Consider the following 2,115-nt stretch of genomic DNA (forward strand, 5'->3'; position numbering starts at 1 on the left):
CAGCATTACCGTTGGTCCGGCTAGCGGCGGCAACCCGGTTACCGTCGACGGTAGTGCCGGTACGGTTACCGGCCTGACAAACAAAACTTGGAATCCTGCCGGCATTGTCAGCGGACGTGCAGCCACGGAAGATCAGTTGAAAGCTGTAACCAATCAGGTCAACAGTTCTGCAACCCACTATTACAGCGTGAACGACGGTGGCGGCGCACACGGTGGCAATTTCAATAATGACGGCGCGACTGGTCTTAACGCATTGGCTGCCGGCGTGGGTGCAAGTGCGCAAGATAATGATGCTGTCGCCATCGGTAGCGGAACGATCGCTCAAGGTAACGGCTCGATCGCCATCGGTGCGGCTGCCGAAGTCAGCGGCGCCACCGGAGCGGGCGGCATCGCCATCGGCGCGGCTGCCACCGCTAAGAACGGCGGTACGGCCGTCGGCTCCGGCGCGGATACCGGCAACGGCACGGCACTCATCCCCGGCCTGCCCAACCGCCTCAATAACAACCTAGCATTGGGCGATAGCGCGAGGGTTAAAAACGATACCAACTTCAACGTGGCATTGGGTTCGCTTTCCACTGCAGGCGATGCGGATTTGACCGCCGCCGCCTACAAACCGAACGCAACTTCCGTCATTGCCGGCGACATCAACGAAGCCGGGGTTAAATATGGCGAAGTTTCGCTGGGCGGGGACACAAGCCATTTTATGTCCGGTAGCAAAATGTACCGCCGCCTGACCAATTTGGCTGCAGGTTCGGCCGATACCGATGCCGTGAACGTATCTCAGCTGAAAGCGGTGCAGGCTGCTTTGCAGGACCAAGCTCCGGTTGCATACACCAAAGCCGACGGCACCAAGGTGTACAAACACACCGACGGCAACTTCTACGATGCACCCAACGGTGCAGGTAACCAAGTTGCAGCAGCGGATGTGATTACCAGCCTGCAGAATGCGGCCGGCAGCACAACCGCACCGACCACCTTGGCCAACGTGAAGGACAATCTGGCCGATACCGCTGCAGCCGTTACCAACCCGACCGGTAACGACCGCACCACCTTGTCTGCCAACAAAGGCCACAACGCCGCCACCGTCAACGACGTATTGAACGCCGGCTTCACCGTACAAGGCAACGGGGTTGACGAAGATTTTGTCACCCATGGCGATACCGTTAATTTTGTTAACGGCCAAGGTACCGTAGCCAACGTCAGCAGCACTGGCGGTGTAACAACGGTTAAGTTCGATACCCCGATGACCTATGTTGACACAGCGGGCACTCCGGCCACTACGCCGAGCAACAAAGTAAATCTGGTGGGCACAGGCGGCCCGGTAACCTTGGGTAACGTCGCTGCAGGTGCGGTTAACGCGACCAGTACCGATGCCGTGAACGGCAGCCAACTGTTTGCGACCAACCAAAACGTAGCCAACAACGCCGCCAATATCGCCAAAGGCATCAACTTCGGCGGTACGACCGGCAGCAAAAACTACGCATTGGGCGACACCATCAATGTCAAAGGCGACAGCAACATCATCAGCGAAACCGTAGCCGGTGGTGCACAGCTGAAACTGGCAGATGTGTTGAATGTCGGTCAAGCGGCTCCGGTGAAAATCGATGGCAATAAAGGCGAAGTCAGCGGCTTGAGCAATACGACTTTGGGTGGCAGCGACTTTGCCCAAGGCAAACGTGCGGCGACTGAAGAGCAGCTGAATGCAGCCCAAGATCAGTTGGTGAATGTATTGGGTGGCAATGCGGCCAATAATGGCGGCAACATCAGCATGACCGATATTGGCGGTACTGGTGAGAACAACATCCATGATGCGATTAAAGCCGTTAATGCAACTGCCAATCTGCCTTTGACTTTCGGCGGCGACAGTGGCAAAGACGTTGAACGCAAACCGGGTACGAAGCTGAATATTGTTGGCGGTCAAACCGATGCAGCCAAACTTTCAGACGGCAATATCGGTGTTGTAGCGAATGGCTCTGATAAGTTGGAAGTCAAATTGGCTAAAGACTTGGCAGTTGACAGCGTGAAAGCCGGCGATACCACCGTCAATACTGATGGCGTGAAAGTTGGTGATGTCAACCTGACTAAAGCCGGCTTGAACAACGGCGGCAACAAGAT

1 protein-coding gene is annotated in these 2,115 nt (G+C 56.2%); it reads left to right on the top strand.

The features are described 5' to 3' along the window. Positions 1-2,115: beta strand repeat-containing protein (locus tag HMPREF2872_RS08840; RefSeq protein ID WP_210398860.1), on the top strand; the 2,115-nt coding region annotated here is incomplete at both ends.

Source organism: Neisseria sp. HMSC069H12 (genome assembly GCF_001812735.1).
In the GTDB taxonomy this organism is placed as follows: Bacteria; Pseudomonadota; Gammaproteobacteria; order Burkholderiales; family Neisseriaceae; genus Neisseria; species Neisseria subflava.